Source organism: Providencia sp. PROV209 (assembly GCF_028479485.1).
GTDB lineage: Bacteria > Pseudomonadota > Gammaproteobacteria > Enterobacterales > Enterobacteriaceae > Providencia > Providencia alcalifaciens.
The window spans coordinates 218,484-234,988 of record NZ_JAMPNR010000001.1 but is presented as its reverse complement, the minus strand read 5'-3'; the positions used below and the strand labels follow the sequence as shown (position 1 = coordinate 234,988).

Here is a 16,505-nt window from a genome sequence, read left to right as displayed (position 1 = left end):
TGTGAAAAGCACACCTAATTCTTGGCTAACCGTTAATTTTAAGGATGTCCCATGAGCAAAATTTATGAAGATAATTCGTTGACCATTGGAAATACACCATTAGTGCGTTTACAGCATTTTGGCAATGGAAATATTTTAGCGAAAGTGGAATCTCGCAACCCAAGCTTCAGTGTAAAATGCCGTGTCGGCGCAAACATGATCTGGGACGCAGAGAAAAAAGGCATCCTGACAAAAGATAAAGAATTGGTAGAACCAACCAGCGGAAACACCGGTATTGCCCTTGCCTACGTGGCTGCTGCGCGCGGTTATAAATTAACATTGACCATGCCAGAAACCATGAGCGTTGAACGCCGTAAGCTACTAAAAGCCCTTGGCGCAAATCTGATCCTGACTGAAGGGGCAAAAGGCATGAAAGGTGCGATTGCCAAGGCGGAAGAGATCGTCAATAGCAATCCTAATAAATATCTTTTACTTCAACAATTTAGCAACCCCGCCAACCCTGAAATTCACGAAAAAACAACCGGTCCTGAAATTTGGAATGACACCGATGGAAACGTGGATGTTGTCGTGTCAGGCGTCGGTACCGGTGGAACAATTACTGGCATCGGGCGTTATTTAAAACACACCAAAGGGAAAAAAGACGTGGTTATGGTCGCGGTAGAGCCAACGACCTCCCCAGTCATTACACAAGCGCTAGCAGGTGAAGAGATCAAACCCGGTCCCCATAAAATTCAAGGGATTGGTGCTGGATTTATTCCAGGTAACTTAGACCTCTCTATTATCGACAAAGTCCTTCAAATTAGCGATGACGAAGCCATTTCAACCGCACGTGAACTCATGGAAAAAGAAGGTATTTTAGCCGGGATTTCATCAGGTGCAGCAATTGCAGCAGCAGTAAAACTGGCCGCTTTACCTGAATATAAAGGTAAAAATATTGTGGTTATTTTGCCTTCATCCGGAGAGCGCTACTTATCCACTGCCTTGTTTGCCGATATTAATGCAGAATAATAAACGCTAAGTTAACATTACGTTAAAAAAGCACCAGTTAGGTGCTTTTTTTGTGGGTGAGATCATAAATTAGCACGGATTGAGATGATTTATTATCCGGTGTTTAGTATTAAACATAGTAATTATTTCACACCTCGAAATTAATCACTTTTTGGTCACTTATGTTCTGAAATGCAGAATACCCACCAAAAGCGTGGTGTGATACATAAGCTAAAAAAATGATAATTTGGTTGATACCAAACAAAGTAGCAAACCAGATGAATCATTGATAATCTAAATTATACGCATGTACAGCATATTTCATCTACAATAGGCTGTGTCATCATAAAAAACTTAAAATCACTGAGGAAATATTATGTTCCAGCAAGAAGTTACTATTACAGCACCTAATGGTTTACATACTCGCCCTGCGGCTCAATTCGTTAAAGAAGCAAAAGCATTCACTTCTGATATCACCTTGAGCTCAGGCGGTAAATCAGCGAGCGCAAAAAGTCTGTTTAAACTACAAACTTTAGGTTTAACTCAAGGTACAGTAGTCACCATTTCTGCTGAAGGTGAAGACGAGCAACAAGCAGTTGAGTTTTTAGTTAAACTGATGGGCGAGTTAGAATAATTTTCCACTCTGCCATCTTGTTTTAACGTAATAATTCCCCGTCCCTGAATACATTATTCGGGGACACCTGCTTAATCACTTATATCTACTGTTGTCTCTGCAACATCAAAACTCCTATCAGTAGTAAGGTAATATTATGATTTCAGGAATTTTAGTATCCCCAGGTTTTGCTTTTGGTCAGGCTCTCATCCTCAAAGAAGATCCTATTGTTGTCAGCACCCGTAAAATTACTGACGAGCAAATCGATAAAGAGATCCAAAACTTCATTGATGGACGAAACAAATCAGCTGAGCAGCTTAGCCTTATCAAAGAGAAAGCAGAAAAAAATCTTGGTGCGGAAAAAGCTGAGATTTTTGAAGGTCATATCATGCTGCTGGAAGATGAAGAGTTAGAGCAAGAAATTGTCTCCCTCATCAAAGGCGATAAAAAAACAGCGGATGCTGCCGTTTATTCGGTGATCGAAGACCAAGCACAAGCACTCGAAGCGCTAGATGATGAATACTTAAAAGAACGTGCAGCAGACGTGCGTGACATCGGTAAGCGTTTACTCAAAAACATCCTTAATATTCCAATTGTTGATTTAAGCGCAATCACCGAGGAAGTTATTTTAGTTGCACCTGATTTAACCCCATCCGAAACCGCTCAGTTGAACTTAGACAAAGTTTTAGGCTTCATCACTGACCTCGGTGGTCGTACTTCTCATACCTCTATCATGGCTCGTTCACTAGAAATCCCTGCTATCGTCGGTACAACTGACGCCACCAGCAAAGTGAAAAGCGGTGATTTCATTGTGTTAGATGGCGTAAACAACACCATTTATCTCAATCCATCTGAAAGCGAAATTGACAAACTGAAAGCCTTCAGAAATGAGTACCTGCAAGAAAAAGAAGAGCTGGCAAAATTAAAGGATTTACCCGCAATAACCTTAGATGGTCATCAAGTCGAAGTCTGTGCCAACATTGGTACCGTGCGCGATGTCGCTGGTGCTGAACGCAATGGTGCAGAGGGTGTGGGTCTATACCGTACTGAGTTTTTATTCATGGATCGTGATGCTCTACCTACAGAAGAAGAGCAATTCCAAGCCTATAAAGCCGTAGCAGAAGCCATGGGTAGTCAAGCTGTCATTGTTCGTACCATGGATATTGGTGGCGATAAAGACTTACCATACATGAACTTACCGAAAGAAGAGAACCCATTCCTTGGCTGGCGTGCAATTCGTATTTGTCTTGATCGCAAAGAAATTCTACACTCTCAATTAAGAGCTATTTTAAGGGCGTCTAAATTTGGTAAACTGCGTATCATGTTCCCGATGGTTATTTCTGTTGAAGAAGTTCGGGAACTGAAAGCAGAACTTGAGATGCTTAAAGGGCAGCTACGAGAAGAAGGCAAAGCCTTTGATGAAGCCATTGAAGTCGGTATTATGGTGGAAACACCAGCCGCAGCAATTATTGCACATCATTTGGCGAAGGAAGTTGATTTCTTCAGTATTGGGACGAATGATCTCACTCAATACACTTTAGCGGTTGACCGTGGTAATGAGCTGATTTCTCACCTTTATAATCCGATGTCTCCAGCCGTCTTGAACTTGATTAAACAAGTGATTGACGCTTCTCACGCAGAAGGTAAATGGACGGGTATGTGTGGTGAATTAGCAGGTGATGAACGTGCGACCTTATTGCTGTTAGGCATGGGGCTGGACGAATTTAGTATGAGCGCAATCTCAATTCCTCGTATCAAAAAGCTGATTCGTAATGCGAATTATGCAGATACACAAGCGCTAGCGGAACAAGCACTTGCTCAACCAACAGCCGAAGAATTGATGAAACTTGTAGATACCTTTATCCAAGAAAAAACGTTATGCTAACAGCAGCACATTAGTTCGGTCCCATATAAAACGATTAGGAGAAGGTCCATGGGTCTGTTTGACAAACTGAAATCACTAGTTTCGGAAGACAAGAGTAGCAGTGGCAATATTGAAATTATCGCGCCATTATCTGGCGAAATCGTCAATATTGAAGATGTACCAGACGTTGTGTTCGCAGAAAAAATTGTCGGTGACGGTATTGCTATCAAGCCTTCTGGCAACAAAATTGTGGCTCCGGTTGATGGTACAATCGGTAAAATCTTTGAAACTAACCATGCATTTTCAATTGAATCTGATGATGGTATCGAACTGTTTGTTCACTTCGGTATTGATACTGTTGAACTTAAAGGCGAAGGCTTTAAACGCATCGCAGAAGAAGGTCAATCTGTGAAAAAAGGCGATGTCGTTATTGAGTTTGACTTAGCTCTGTTAGAAGAAAAAGCGAAATCAGTTCTAACGCCTGTTGTTATTTCAAACATGGACGAGATTAAAGAACTGAATAAATTGAGTGGTACAGTGACTGTTGGTGAAACCGTCATTATGCGTATTAAGAAATAATTGCGCTAAACCTGAAATAAACCACTGAATGATAAACCACCAGTCACTTATCGATACTGGTGGTTTTTTATTGGAAGCTTCACTCTGACTTTAGTTTATTAATGTCTTATTTATCAAAAACACCCGTTGATAGATACCGGTCTCCACGATCGCAAATAATCGCGACAATCACCGCTTTAGGATTCGTTTTTGCCACCCGCAGAGCTCCCGCAACAGCACCACCGGAGCTCACACCACAGAAAATACCTTCACGTTTTGCTAACTCTTTCATGGTATCTTCAGCTTCTTGCTGGTTCACATCCAGCACATGGTCGACTAACTGACTATCAAAAATACCCGGTAGATACTCTGGAGACCAACGGCGAATACCTGGAATTTGACTCTTTTCAGCGGGTTGTAAACCCACAATCTGCACATCGGGTGATTGGCTTTTTAAATAACGGCTGACCCCAGTTATTGTCCCTGTGGTTCCCATACTGGAAACAAAATGGGTGATTCTTCCTGCGGTTTGCTGCCAAATCTCGGGTCCCGTTGTTGTAAAATGTGCCAACGGATTATCTGGGTTGTTGAACTGGTCTAGAACTTTTCCTTCGCCATTGTTTGCCATCTCTTGAGCCAAATCTCGCGCGCCTTCCATGCCTACCGTCGTGCTGACTAGAATTAACTCCGCGCCATAAGCTTGCATCGATGCTTTACGCTCCTGGCTCATATTGTCCGGCATCAGCAATTTCAGTTTGTAACCTTTCACTGCCGCAATCATGGCTAACGCAATCCCCGTATTGCCACTGGTTGCCTCGATTAATGTATCCCCTGGCTTGATCTCCCCGCGTTTTTCCGCTTCGTTAATCATTGAGAAAGCCGCCCTATCCTTCACAGAGCCTGCGGGGTTATTACCTTCGAGTTTGACCCAGATTTCTGCATCCAGACCTTCGGTCAGGCGTTGCAGACGAACCAACGGCGTATGACCAATAAACTGTTCCAACGTTGACACTGTGTTTTTCCTTATAATAATTTTTTATTGATTGATAATATAATTAACAATAAATTCTAAAATCAATCATCCCTTTTAAATCTACGCGCTTTTAGCAAGAGAGGGGAAAAATAATGGCTCTTTTCCCTGATAAATTTGTGTCTGCTGGCTTCCTAAATAATAATGTTCGCCTCTCAGTGGAACCGTATTTGCATCCTGCCATACCACAGATAACGTTTCCTCACTCCACCCTAAAGGCTGCACGGTTAATTGCCAAAAATGCCCTCTAGGTCCTGATTCAATGACTCTCACGGGCAGCTGGTGAAGTTCATCCGCTTGCTTTTGCAAACGAATATCCCAAGGGCGAATAAACACATCGACATCGCCTTGTTGAGCACTGATTTGAGGCAGTGGGAAGGTAAAATTCGCGACCTGCAATTGAGAACCTCGAATATTCCCAGCAATTTTGTTCACCTCCCCCATAAATTCAAGGACAAAACGTGTTTCAGGTGCTTGCCAAATTTCATTCGGGGTGCCAACTTGTTCAATATGCCCTTGGCTCATCACCACGATCCGATCTGCTACTTCCATGGCTTCTTCCTGATCGTGCGTCACAAAGACACTGGTAAACTTTAATTCTTCATGGAGCTGACGTAGCCAACGACGTAATTCAATACGCACCTGAGCATCTAGAGCCCCAAAAGGTTCATCCAGCAATAAAATTTGCGGCTCAACAGCTAATGCTCTTGCTAGCGCTACCCGCTGTTTTTGCCCACCAGAAAGCTGAGATGGGTACCGTTCAGCCAAATGTGCTAGTTGCACCATCTCTAGCAATTCCATAGCTTTTTGCTTAATAACCGCCTTAGATGGGCGCTGTTTTCTCGGTAACACCGTCAAACCAAATGCGACATTCTCGAATACCGTCATATGACGAAACAGCGCATAATGTTGGAAAACAAACCCCACATGCCGGTCTTTCGCATGTACTTGGCTAACATCTTGCCCATGAAAGCGTAACGAGCCGTGACTTTGCTGCTCTAATCCGGCAATAATGCGCAGTAACGTGGTTTTACCCGAACCTGAAGGTCCTAACAACGCTACCATTTCCCCTGAGCCGATATCCAATGAGATGTTGTCCAGCACCTGCGTTCTGCCGAACAATTTACCGACATGATTAATTTCAATACTCATAATTAATGGGCTCCTGACTCAGTTTGCTGCCGGCTTAAATGCCATTGCAAAGCACTTTTTACAATCAACGTGATGATCGCTAATAACGCTAAAATTGCCGCAGCAGTAAATGCGCCGACGGTATTGTAATCTTGATGAAGTAATTCCACTTGCAGAGGCAATGTATAGGTTTCCCCACGAATAGCACCAGATACCACAGAGACTGCACCAAATTCACCGATAGCTCGTGCATTCGTTAATACAACACCATAAAGTAATGCCCAGCGGATGTTGGGGAGCGTTACTCTCCAGAACATTTTCCAACCCGATGCACCTAATAAGGTTGCCGCTTCATCTTCTTGGCTTCCTTGGCTTAGCATTAACGGAACTAGCTCCCTTACCACGAATGGACACGTCACAAAAATAGTCACTAATGCCATTCCCGGCCATGAAAACATGACTTGTATATCAAACCCTTCTAACCAGCCGCCAAACCAACTATTCGAGCCATAAAACAACAAATAGAGCAACCCCGCCACGACCGGAGAAACAGCAAAAGGAATATCCACTAACGTCAGTAACAATTGGCGACCTGGGAACTGAAAACGCGTTACAAGCCACGCCAACATCACGCCAAACACCAAATTCACTGGTACCGTTATTAATGCAATAAGCAGGGTTAGTCCAATTGCATGCAGCATATCGGGATTACCAATATTGGCTAATACTTCCCCCAACCCTTTTTGAAAGGCGGTGATGAAAATCCAGATAATTGGCACCACTAATAACAAAGTAGAAAAGAATAGCCCTATCGTAATGAGAGCCCATTTTCCCCAATTGATGCTTCTACGTTGAGTCATCGGAAACGGTGTAATTTGTCCCATTAGTGCCCGCCTAATCGTTTTCCAAAACGGCTTTGAATAACATTCACTGTAAAGAGTAAAAATAATGACACGGCTAAAATCACGGAAGCAATGGCACTCGCGGCTGGATAATCAAATTGCTGTAATTGGCTAAAAATCATTAAGGAGACCACCTCCGTTTGCCACGCAATGTTTCCGGCGATAAAAATAATCGCACCAAATTCACCAAGGCTGCGTGTAAAAGATAAAACCGTTCCAGCAATTAATGCAGGGGATACTTCGGGTAACACCACACGTCGGAAAGTTTGCCAACGCGTTGCCCCTAAGGTCTGAGCCGCCTCTTCATATTCCGGACCTAACTCTTCCAGAACCGGTTGAACCGTTCTGACAACAAAAGGAATACTGGTAAATGCCATGGCAACTGCAATACCTAGCCATGTATTCACTACTTTAATATCAAACTGATGTAGATACTGACCATACCAACCTGATGTCGCAAATAATGTTGCAAGGGTCAGCCCTGCAACGGCGGTAGGCAATGCGAAGGGTAAATCCACCAGTCCATCTAAGAATAAGCGTCCAGGAAAACGATAGCGGGTCAAGATCCATGCCAGTAACATTCCAAAGACCGCATTAAATAAGCTCGCAACGAGCGCAGCGAGTAATGTTACTTTATAGGCCGCAACAACCTGAGGGTAACTAATTACTGCCCAATATTGTTGCCATGTCATATCGGAAAGCTGCACAACAAGCGAGCTTAAAGGCAATAGCAAGATTAAACAGACGTAAAATAAGCTACTGCCTAAAGTCAGTCCGAAACCCGGTAAAAACCGCTTTCCTGATGTCTGCATTAACGGCGACCTTGTTCCATGAGTTGATCGAATTCACCGCCCGTGGAAAAGTGCTCATTCATGACATTCGTCCAATTGCCAAATTGAGACTCCACCGTAAATAACTGAGTTGCTGGGAATTTACTCTTATTTTCCGCCATGACTTGCTTATCATTCACGCGATAGTTAAAACGAGTGATAATATTTTGAGCTTCTGGGCTATACAGATAATTCAAATACGCTTTCGCGGCTTTCTCTGTACCATTTTTTTGCACATTTTTATCGACCCACGTGACAGGGAATTCCGCCAAAATATCCACAGGAGGAACAATCACTTCATAATCTGATTCACCGTACTGGCTGCGAATATTATTCACTTCTGATTCAAAACTGATTAAGACATCCCCCAATCCCCGTTCAATGAATGACGTCGTTGCACCTCGCCCTCCGGTATCAAAAACTTCGACGTTTTTCAGGAATTGCTGCATTTGTTCACGGGTTTTTGGACTGTCTTTTCCATTTTCTTGGTTGAAAGCCCCCCATGCCGCAAGGTAGGTATAACGACCATTTCCCGACGTTTTTGGGTTTGGAAAAACTAATTTCACATCACTGCGTGCAAGGTCATCCCAAGTTTTAATGCCTTTAGGATTACCTTTACGGACCAAAAACGCCATTGTCGAATAATAAGGCGAACTGTTATTCGGCAAGCGCGCCTGCCAATCTGCAGGGATCAATTGCCCTTTATCATGAAGGATCTGCACATCCGTCACTTGGTTAAACGTCACCACATCAGCTTTTAAGCCTTGTAAAATCGCTAATGCCTGCTTGGATGATCCCGCATGGGATTGTTTGATAGTCAGTGGTTCTTGAGGATTTTCCTGCGCCCATTGCTTTTCAAATTCTGGATTTAATGCTGCAAATAGCTCTCTTGAAATATCATAAGAGCTGTTCAATAACTCAGCTGCCGTTAGGGATGCGCTGCTCATCAACGAAAACATCGCCAAACTCGCTAACCCCGTATTTTTTAACATTGATTTTTTCATGAGATCCCTACTTGTGACTAAACCCAAACATTAACTAAAAACAATGTATATGTTTTGGTTATAACTTTGTAGTCATCAATCATCATTTGATATATCAAGTTGGAATAATAAAGAGGTTATAGCAATAAGCTAAAAAATCTGATGGAAATTGAAGAAGTTAATGTAATGAGTAAAGCTCATAGAGATCCTGCGGCAAAATGTCGAGAACAAATATGACCACTTGCTAAGCGTAAATTTTGGTTATTCGTTGATATCGATATGGATAAATATGATGGATGTGCCGAGAGGATCAATATCACTCTGCTGCAGCACGAAAAGGACTACAAAAAACTGATCAGTAAACACTTTCAAGCTGCCGCTGTCCGCGACAGCTTGAATTATCACAATAAGATTATAAGGATAATAATCTTTCAATTGATGGTGCGTAGTAATAACTGCCAGAAACGGCTTTAGTCATACGTAGCAGATCATCATATTTACCATCAGTTTCACCAAACATGCTCAGTAATTGCTGTTCAATATTATGGATGGTTGCGCAGTAGGCAATAAAGAATAAACCATGTTTACCGCTTGCCGTGCCGTATGGCAGGCTATGGCGCATAATAGAGAGCTCTTCCCCCTCTTCTTCAATCACCACGCGAGAAACATGAGATGTTTTATTACGCGCATCTTCGTCTAATTCAACGCTATCGTGTTTAGTGCGGCCAATCATTTTCTCTTGTTCATGCTCAGAAAAACGAGACCATTTTTTCAGGTCATGCTCATAGCGCTGCACCATCACGTAGCTACCACCAATATCATCGCCTTGATTAATCAATGTGACTTCAGCGATTTCTTCACCTTGTGGGTTTTCTGTGCCATCAATAAAGCCACTTAAGTCTCTATCTTCCACCCAACGGAAGCCATGAGTTTCCTCAACAACCTCAATAGATTGCCCAAATGCCTTCAGAGCAGCCTGCGCTAAAGAAAAATTAATATCATGACGTAATGATTGAATGTGAATCAGCATATCGCGCTGAGTGGCTGGCGCTAATCCTTTACCTAACGTACGAAATGGTTTTAATTCCGGCGCCACGCTCGCGTGCCCTAATTGCTTCCACACCTCAGAGCCAAATGCAATCACCGCGCCAAGACGATCATCGGGGAATTTTGCTTGCAGTTTGGTTAATTCATCAACAAAAACTTTGCATCCTGATTTAACCTCTTCTAGTGACCCAGTCACCATGGCTTCAATAAAAATGCCGAAACGACTATGTTCCTTCAAAATACCACTTTGGGAATGAGACATGCATAAACCCCTTAGAATGAATAAATTACACAAACCTATACTTTAAAATAGTTTATCGCATTAATCATGATTTTCACCTTGTTTTAACGCAAGAGTTAATCAGTCTAGGTCATTCAGAAGGGTTTGACGTGAGGAAAAGATAAATATCAGTGTTAGCAATAAATTAAAACCGTAAGTTATTGTTTTCTACAATCCAAAAACTTACGGTACATGTATTCGTAATTTATTTATGCCAAATAATTTGTGACACCTTCCATGTCTTCAATACTTCATCAGCTGGCATTAAATTATCAGGACCTTGCCATTTACCACTAAATTTGTAGACCACTTTGCTACTTTGTGGCGCAACACACAGTACCGTAGGAATATTATCGACGGCTTCCCCAAGGGAACATGAACCATAAGCTTTCTGATAAATATCACCAAACTCAGTACCAATTTGAGTATCCCATTCCGTCAGCATATCCGGGTCATTAACCACAATACGTGAAACGGTGCCTTTTTCGGGTCCAAAGACTTCCACTGCAACGTCTAAATCTTTCATGGCTTGAAATACAGATATCATTTCACCATTTTCAAGTTGCATACCGCCACGTACAACATAACGATCATCAAGCTGGTTATTAATCACGTCACGATCCATCGGTGTCAGGCTGGTGATGGCACCAACACCCGCATCAGAAATCATCAATGGGCTGTGAAACCAGGTTGATGGAGAGAAAAAACTTTTTCCAGCACAGCCTGATAGCATCACTGCGCCACCAAGCAAAGAAACTTTAAATAGGGTTACGAATGCGTTTTGGGACATACCATCCTCTTTAGCGGGTCATATAATGCATATTGAGACAGTCTATTTAATAAAAAATTCAAGCTAGTTAGCTAAACTGCCAAGAAAATAATCACTGGCAGTTTAAAAATCCACGTCGAGGGTCAGTTTTTTCGAATAAATTAAACGCTCGGCTTGCTCTTCTTCATACAACATTTTTTCAAACATACAGATTGCTGCATCAGATTCTTCGTTGACCAACAGCTCAATTCTGCCACAACCTCGGGCAATCAATTTTTTCTCTAAACGGCTCACTAACGCATTGGCAATACCACGCCCACGATATTCAGGATGAACAGCTAAATAGACTGCGGTTCCCCGAATCCCATCGTATCCCCCCATGATAGTGCCAACCACTTCACCGGATACCTCGGCAACTAAGAAAAGATCCGCGCCACATTGCAATTTACGCTCAATATCTAGTTCAGGATCCCCTGAAATTTCATTCAATTGACAGCGTTCCCACAACGTCAGCACATCTTCATAATCATTTTGGCGAAATATGCGTATTTCCATCATTTTGTCCGTTTGAGCTAAACTTCCTGCCATTATCACTGCTTTTGATACACAATCAATAATCAATATGCCTTTTTTACCTCAACGGGGTATACTTTACTCATTTTCTTTCTCCCAATGGTTCTATTTAAAAACAATGAATTACCCAGATATTGACCGTGTAAAAGCCTATTTGCAAAGCTTGCAAGATACTATTTGTCAGAGAATAACAGCGTTAGACGGCAAAGAAACGTTCCTCGAACAAACATGGGAGCGAGCAGAAGGCGGAGGTGGGCGTAGCCGAGTTTTAACTCAAGGTGCTCTGTTTGAACAAGCCGGTGTTAACTTTTCACATATAAAAGGTGAAAAACTGCCCGCATCAGCCACCGCACACCGCCCAGAATTAGCAGGTCGTAGTTATCAAGCGATGGGTGTTTCATTAGTTATTCATCCTCTCAATCCTTATATTCCTACGACTCATGCTAATGTGCGCTTTTTTATTGCCGAAAAAGAAGGGATGGAGCCCGTATGGTGGTTTGGCGGCGGATTCGACTTAACCCCTTATTACGGTTTTGAAGAGGACGTTGTACATTGGCACTCTGTCGCTAATGCATTGTGTGCGCCTTATGGTGATGAGGTATACCCTAAGTTTAAACAATGGTGCGATGACTATTTCTTTTTAAAACATCGGAATGAACCGCGGGGTATCGGTGGTCTATTCTACGATGACCTAAATCAATGGGACTTTGAAACCTGTTTTGCTTTCACCCAAGATGTTGGAAATGGCTTTCTACAAGCCTATGTTCCCATCGTGGAAAAACGTCGTGAAATACCTTGGGGCGAGCGTGAACGCCAATTCCAGTTATATCGTCGAGGGCGATATGTCGAGTTTAACCTCGTTTGGGATAGAGGCACCCTTTTCGGCTTGCAAAGTGGTGGACGTACTGAATCAATTTTAATGTCCATGCCACCTTTAGTCCGCTGGGAATACGATTATCATCCTGAAGAAGGCAGCCCAGAGGCTAAGCTATATACTGATTTCTTAATCACTGGTAAAAATTGGCTCGTGCATAATAAATAATACAAACTTTTGTAATTAATCAGATTTTTATCTGCTGGTTTTTCTAATAAAAATTAGCAGATATTGATTTAATAGCTTAATTATCATGTAGTTACAATAAAATCACAACCGTTTATGATTCCATTTCGTCAAACAAAATGGAGTTCTAAATGAGTCAAATACTTGGTCGTTCACTATTATCACCTAGCTTAATTTCACACTTCTACCAAGAAAGCCTGTGTAATAATTTAAAATCTACATTATTCCATATCAATGACATTATGAGCCGCACTTATACTCATGAAGATGCGAGTTATCAACGTCAGTTATTATCTAGCGCTTGTAATATAACGGGAGGAACCTACAATCGCCTGATCCGCGATGCACAGCAACGCGTAGAAAACTACACACATAATCACTCTAGCCTACCGATTTGTCGCCGCGAAGAAATGCCTGCCGATGAGCATATGGCACATAGCGATTTTGCAATCATCATGCGAGAGGAGGATAAGGTAGCGCCAACCGAGCCAGCCCATCGTGTATTTGACGCCATTGGACTGATCCGCTCATTCCTCAAGGAGAAACTCAATATTGATCAGATGTTTGGTTGTGATGCTGATATCAATGCGGTTATCCATTATGATAAAAACTACGCCAATGCATTTTGGAATTCTCAAGCTATTTTCTTTGGGGATGGTGATGGAACAGTTTTTGGTCCCTTCTACAACGATATTGATATAATCGCTCACGAGCTTGCACATGGATTTATTAGCTCCCAGGCTGATTTTGACTATGTTGACCAATCCGGCGCATTAAATGAATCTGTTGCTGACGTATTAGGTATTATGGTGAAGCAATATGTTCAAAAACAAACCGCGGAGCAATCTAACTGGTTACTGGGTGAAAAATTATTCATCGACAAGAAAAAAGGACCTGCTTTACGCTCAATGAAAGCGCCGGGAACCGCCTACTATTTCACAAAATCAAACCAAGACCCACAAGTCGGCCATATGGATCAATACCGAAATTTACCACGATATGTTGATAATGGTGGTGTTCATATCAATTCAGGTATTCCAAACAAAGCCTTCTATTTATTGGCAACAAAACTGGGAGGATACTCTTGGGAAGTTGCAGGCAAAATATGGGTGGCGGCAGTCTCTGATCCTAGCGTGTCAAATACTGCGACATTTATTGAATTTGCTAATGCCACAGTCCGTTCAGCAAAAAATCTCTTTGATGAGAAAATTGAATTGGCAACTCGCCAAAGCTGGTTGGATGTAGGATTAAAATTAAACTAAGTTCTAATTTGTGATTTATCGATTATTGTCGGCCCACAGAGAGGCTGACTTTTACCTAACATAATAAAAAAGGTCAAGAATGCAGTTAATTCACTTATTCTCAACCTTTTTTCACTTCTGAATTCAATTAACGTTTTTTCTTTTTACGTCCAGGCTGGGTAAATTTCTTTTTCGGTGGTTCTGCATTTACCTTAGGTTTTTGACTACCTGAGCCTTGTTTTCCCGATGACTTGTTATTACTGGCACGTGCTTGAGGTTTTGCAGCTTTTTTCGGTTTAACATCCGATTCTGATTTTTCAATCAGATTAAACAATTCAATAAGCTCATCATCCGTCAAATCACGCCATTCACCCACAGGAATGCCTGTCAGTCTCACATTCATGATCCGCACACGCTCTAGCTTAGTGACTTCATAACCAAAATGCTCTGTCATACGACGAATTTGACGGTTTAAACCTTGGACTAACGTAATACGGAAAACAAAAGGGGCTTCTTTTTTGACCTTACATTTCTTAGTCATCGTTCCTAAGATAGGCACTCCGGCACCCATACCGCGAATAAACTCATCCGTCACAGGTTTATTGACGGTGACAATATATTCTTTCTCGTGGTCATTGCCAGCTCGTAAAATTTTATTCACCAAGTCACCGTGGTTCGTCAGGAATATCAACCCTTGGGAATCTTTATCTAAGCGACCAATTGGGAAGATACGAGTGCTGTGATTGACATAATCCACAATGTTGTCTTTTTCGCCGCTTTCCGTAGTACTCACGATCCCAACCGGCTTATTTAAGGCAATTAACACTAAATCTTCTTCATTGCGCGGCTCAATCAGCTGCCCATTAACCTTCACCACGTCTCCAGCAGAAACTTGGTCGCCGATCCCTGCACGTTTACCGTTAATAAAAACATGACCTTGCTCGATATAACGGTCAGCCTCACGTCTAGAGCAGATACCGCTCTCGCTAATGTATTTATTCAGGCGTGTGGTTGAATTGATTTCCATGGTTTTCCTCAGTCATTAAAACAACGTTAATTTTTAGGGCTGTGGGAGTGCCGATTATTAATAAGAAAAAGCCGTAACAACACATTTACGTTACGGCTTTGGTCTGTTTATCGCGCGAACAGTTCGCTATTAACGCTTTTTCAAATGCTGCATTAAGCGTTTACGTTTACGTAGCTGAGTTGGCGTCAATTTGTTTTTCTTATCCGCATATGGGTTTTCACCCTCTTTGAATAGAATACGAATTGGCGTTCCCATCACATTTAATGAACGGCGGAAATAGTTCATTAAATAGCGCTTATAGCTATCGGGTAAATCAGAGACTTGGTTACCGTGGATCACGACGATTGGTGGGTTATGACCCCCAGCATGGGCGTATTTCATTTTCACACGGCGACCACGAATCAGTGGTGGCTGGTGCTCATCTTCTGCCATTTTCATGATACGGGTTAACAGTGCAGTACCGACGCGACGAGTTGCTGACTCATAAGCTTCTTGTACCGATTCAAACAAGTTACCGACACCACTGCCATGCAATGCAGAGATAAAGTGAATACGTGCAAAGTCCACAAACCCAAGACGTAGCTCCAGCATATCTTTAACGTGCTCGCGATCTTCAGGTTTCATTCCATCCCATTTATTCACTGCAATAACCAGTGAACGACCTGCGTTCAAGATAAAACCTAACAGGGAAAGATCTTGGTCAGAAATACCTTCACGCGCATCGATGACCAGAAGTACAACGTTCGCATCTTCAATCGCTTGCAGCGTTTTGATCACCGAGAATTTTTCAACCGTTTCGGTGACTTTACCACGCTTACGAACCCCAGCAGTGTCGATGAGAATATATTCACGCTCATCACGCTCCATTGGGATATAAATACTGTCACGGGTCGTCCCCGGCATATCAAAGACAACAACGCGATCTTCACCTAAAATACGGTTCGTCAGCGTTGATTTACCCACATTTGGGCGTCCGACAATCGCCAGTTTAATCGGTAACGTAGAGGGATCGAAATCGTCTTCATCTTCTTCAGAAAGTTCACCTTCCGCTTCAAGCTCCGCCCAATAAGCTGCGTTAGCTTCTTCGTCGGTGAGTTCAATTTCTTCGTCTTCAACCTCAATGAAAGGTTTTAAAGAGTGCTCAATTAGCTGAGTTACACCACGACCATGAGATGCGGCGATCGGGTAGATCTCCCCCAGACCCAGTGAATAAAAATCACCAACAACGATATTGGCATCAATACCATCAGTCTTGTTGGCAACTAAATAGGTTTTTTTCTTGCGGCTGCGTAAGTGTTTAGCGATGCCTTCATCCGCAGGCATTAATCCCGCTCTGGCATCTACCATAAAGAGGACAACATCAGCTTCTTCAATCGCTTGGAGCGACTGTGCCGCCATGTGGGTTTCTACGCCCTCTTCTGTACCATCGATACCACCCGTGTCGATAATAATAAATTCGTGCCCTTCTACTTCTGCACGACCATATTTACGATCACGAGTCAGACCGGGAAAGTCCGCTACAAGTGCGTCACGGGTACGGGTTAATCGATTAAATAACGTGGATTTTCCTACGTTTGGACGCCCAACCAGCGCTACGACGGGTATCATTC

Annotated in this window: 16 protein-coding genes; 6 read left to right on the top strand and 10 right to left on the bottom strand. The window is 42.5% G+C overall.

The features are described 5' to 3' along the window. Nucleotides 1-51: 51 nt before the first annotated feature. The 4 genes from cysK to crr all read left to right on the top strand — a co-directional run bounded on the left by cysK (nucleotide 52) and on the right by crr (nucleotide 4,043). Nucleotides 52-1,008: a cysteine synthase A gene (cysK, locus tag PR795_RS01170; RefSeq protein WP_006658607.1), complete on the top strand. Its 957-nt coding sequence runs from the start codon at nucleotides 52-54 to the stop codon at nucleotides 1,006-1,008. A 355-nt stretch (nucleotides 1,009-1,363) separates the two neighbouring features. Then, nucleotides 1,364-1,621: a phosphocarrier protein Hpr gene (ptsH, locus tag PR795_RS01165; RefSeq protein ID WP_006658608.1), complete on the top strand. Its 258-nt coding sequence runs from the start codon at nucleotides 1,364-1,366 to the stop codon at nucleotides 1,619-1,621. Nucleotides 1,622-1,757: 136 nt separating this feature from the next. Further along, nucleotides 1,758-3,485 (top strand): phosphoenolpyruvate-protein phosphotransferase PtsI, encoded by a 1,728-nt coding sequence (gene ptsI, locus PR795_RS01160; RefSeq protein ID WP_006658609.1) that lies wholly within the window; start codon nucleotides 1,758-1,760, stop codon nucleotides 3,483-3,485. Between the two features lie 48 nt (nucleotides 3,486-3,533). After that, nucleotides 3,534-4,043 (top strand): PTS glucose transporter subunit IIA, encoded by a 510-nt coding sequence (crr, locus tag PR795_RS01155; RefSeq protein ID WP_006658610.1) that lies wholly within the window; start codon nucleotides 3,534-3,536, stop codon nucleotides 4,041-4,043. A 106-nt stretch (nucleotides 4,044-4,149) separates the two neighbouring features. Here the strand turns inward: crr and cysM are convergent, their stop codons facing one another. From cysM to PR795_RS01115, 8 genes are all read right to left on the bottom strand, one after another. Further along, entirely contained in the window at nucleotides 4,150-5,034 is an 885-nt protein-coding gene (gene cysM, locus PR795_RS01150) for a cysteine synthase CysM (protein ID WP_006661316.1), read from the bottom strand. 81 nt (nucleotides 5,035-5,115) lie between these two features. Next, nucleotides 5,116-6,204, bottom strand: a complete 1,089-nt coding sequence (cysA, locus tag PR795_RS01145; RefSeq protein WP_006658612.1) for a sulfate/thiosulfate ABC transporter ATP-binding protein CysA — start codon at nucleotides 6,202-6,204, stop codon at nucleotides 5,116-5,118. Nucleotides 6,205-6,206: 2 nt separating this feature from the next. Beyond that, nucleotides 6,207-7,067: a sulfate/thiosulfate ABC transporter permease CysW gene (gene cysW / locus PR795_RS01140; protein ID WP_006658613.1), complete on the bottom strand. Its 861-nt coding sequence runs from the start codon at nucleotides 7,065-7,067 to the stop codon at nucleotides 6,207-6,209. Continuing rightward, entirely contained in the window at nucleotides 7,067-7,897 is an 831-nt protein-coding gene (gene cysT, locus PR795_RS01135) for a sulfate/thiosulfate ABC transporter permease CysT (RefSeq protein WP_272516580.1), read from the bottom strand. The genes cysW and cysT overlap by 1 nt, the downstream gene beginning before the upstream one ends. Beyond that, the gene (locus PR795_RS01130) at nucleotides 7,897-8,919 is read right to left on the bottom strand and encodes a sulfate ABC transporter substrate-binding protein (protein ID WP_036979689.1); all 1,023 of its coding nucleotides are present in this window, start codon (nucleotides 8,917-8,919) and stop codon (nucleotides 7,897-7,899) included. The genes cysT and PR795_RS01130 overlap by 1 nt, the downstream gene beginning before the upstream one ends. Nucleotides 8,920-9,310: 391 nt before the next feature. Further along, the gene (locus tag PR795_RS01125) at nucleotides 9,311-10,207 is read right to left on the bottom strand and encodes a Dyp-type peroxidase (RefSeq protein WP_006658617.1); all 897 of its coding nucleotides are present in this window, start codon (nucleotides 10,205-10,207) and stop codon (nucleotides 9,311-9,313) included. A 223-nt stretch (nucleotides 10,208-10,430) separates the two neighbouring features. Beyond that, nucleotides 10,431-11,015: an RpoE-regulated lipoprotein gene (locus PR795_RS01120; RefSeq protein ID WP_006661312.1), complete on the bottom strand. Its 585-nt coding sequence runs from the start codon at nucleotides 11,013-11,015 to the stop codon at nucleotides 10,431-10,433. A 102-nt stretch (nucleotides 11,016-11,117) separates the two neighbouring features. Next, the gene (locus tag PR795_RS01115; RefSeq protein WP_006661311.1) at nucleotides 11,118-11,549 is read right to left on the bottom strand and encodes a GNAT family acetyltransferase; all 432 of its coding nucleotides are present in this window, start codon (nucleotides 11,547-11,549) and stop codon (nucleotides 11,118-11,120) included. A 136-nt stretch (nucleotides 11,550-11,685) separates the two neighbouring features. Between PR795_RS01115 and hemF the strand changes: the two genes are divergently transcribed. Together hemF and PR795_RS01105 are read left to right on the top strand one after the other, a co-directional pair. After that, nucleotides 11,686-12,609 carry an oxygen-dependent coproporphyrinogen oxidase gene (hemF, locus tag PR795_RS01110; RefSeq protein WP_272516579.1) on the top strand — a complete coding sequence of 308 codons (924 nt, stop codon included), beginning with the start codon at nucleotides 11,686-11,688 and terminating at the stop codon, nucleotides 12,607-12,609. A gap of 149 nt (nucleotides 12,610-12,758) precedes the next feature. Then, a complete protein-coding gene (locus tag PR795_RS01105) occupies nucleotides 12,759-13,889 on the top strand; it encodes a M4 family metallopeptidase (protein ID WP_006661309.1) in 1,131 nt (376 codons plus the stop codon). A gap of 127 nt (nucleotides 13,890-14,016) precedes the next feature. On the opposite strand, the gene rluF is transcribed toward PR795_RS01105, so the two are convergent. Continuing rightward, nucleotides 14,017-14,895: a 23S rRNA pseudouridine(2604) synthase RluF gene (gene rluF / locus PR795_RS01100; protein ID WP_006658622.1), complete on the bottom strand. Its 879-nt coding sequence runs from the start codon at nucleotides 14,893-14,895 to the stop codon at nucleotides 14,017-14,019. Between the two features lie 129 nt (nucleotides 14,896-15,024). After that, nucleotides 15,025-16,503: a ribosome biogenesis GTPase Der gene (der, locus tag PR795_RS01095; protein WP_006658623.1), complete on the bottom strand. Its 1,479-nt coding sequence runs from the start codon at nucleotides 16,501-16,503 to the stop codon at nucleotides 15,025-15,027. Nucleotides 16,504-16,505 lie beyond the last annotated feature (2 nt).